Annotated in this window: 1 protein-coding gene; it reads left to right on the forward strand. The window is 70.0% G+C overall.

Features of this window, described 5'->3' with window-relative positions:
* Window positions 1-950 (forward strand): carbohydrate-binding domain-containing protein (locus PO768_RS28960; RefSeq protein ID WP_272648816.1); only part of this gene is annotated, 950 nt, incomplete at both ends.

Below are 950 nucleotides of genomic sequence, written 5' to 3' on the forward strand. Positions count from 1 at the left end.
GGTCACCGACAGCGTGGAGGTGCGTGCCACCCAGCCCACCGACTACGCCCTGGCCGCGCCTACGCTCAAGCCCGGCAGCAAGGTCGATGTGGTTTACGCCAACGCAGGTGCCGTCAACGGCGTAACCCGCAGCCTCTACGTGCAGCAGCTCAGCACGGCCGACACCGCCGTGCTACCCACCGCCGCCATCGTCAGTTTCGACAGGGGCTACGGCAACGATGCCTTCGACGGCCAGAACGTCTTGGCCGGCACCACTAACCTCCACGGCAACGGCGCGCTGCGCCTGGCCTGGCCCTCGCCCAACCTCACGGATCGCCTCACCGTGCGCGCCAGCGCCACCAGTGCCGGCGGCAGCGGCGCGCTGATGGTCGCCCGCGTCGACGGCATCGTCGTCGGCTCGGCCCTGGTGTCGTCCACCGCACCCGTCGACCATGTGTTCGCCGCCCCGCCCCTGGCCATCGGCAGCCGCGTCGATGTCGCCTTTGCCAACGCCGCCACCGTCAACGGCCAGACCCGCAGCCTGCGCGTGCACTACCTGATGTCCGGCACCACTGTGCTGCAGCCCAGCGCCGGCAGCATGTCCTTTGATGCCGGCAGCGGCCTGGCCGCCTTCGACGGCGCCAACGTCCAGCAGACCGCGCAGAACCTGCTCACCGACAACGGCGCACTGCGCGGCAAATGGCCCGCAGCCAATATGAGCGACACGCTGACCCTGCGCGCCAGTGCCCGACTGGCCGCCAACGTCGGCCCCATCGTGCAGCTGCAGGTCGACGGCGTCGTCATCGGCACCGTGGAGCTGCGCTCCCCCACCCCGGCCGACATCAGCCTGCCCACACTGCCCATGAAGCCTGGCCAGCGTGTCGAGCTCGTCTACACCAACCCGGCCGACGGCCGCGACCTACACCTGGCCTACGCCATCTCCGGCAAGACCGTGCTGCTGGCCAGCAACA

Source organism: Paucibacter sp. XJ19-41, assembly GCF_028462495.1.
Classification (GTDB): Bacteria; Pseudomonadota; Gammaproteobacteria; order Burkholderiales; family Burkholderiaceae_C; genus Roseateles_E.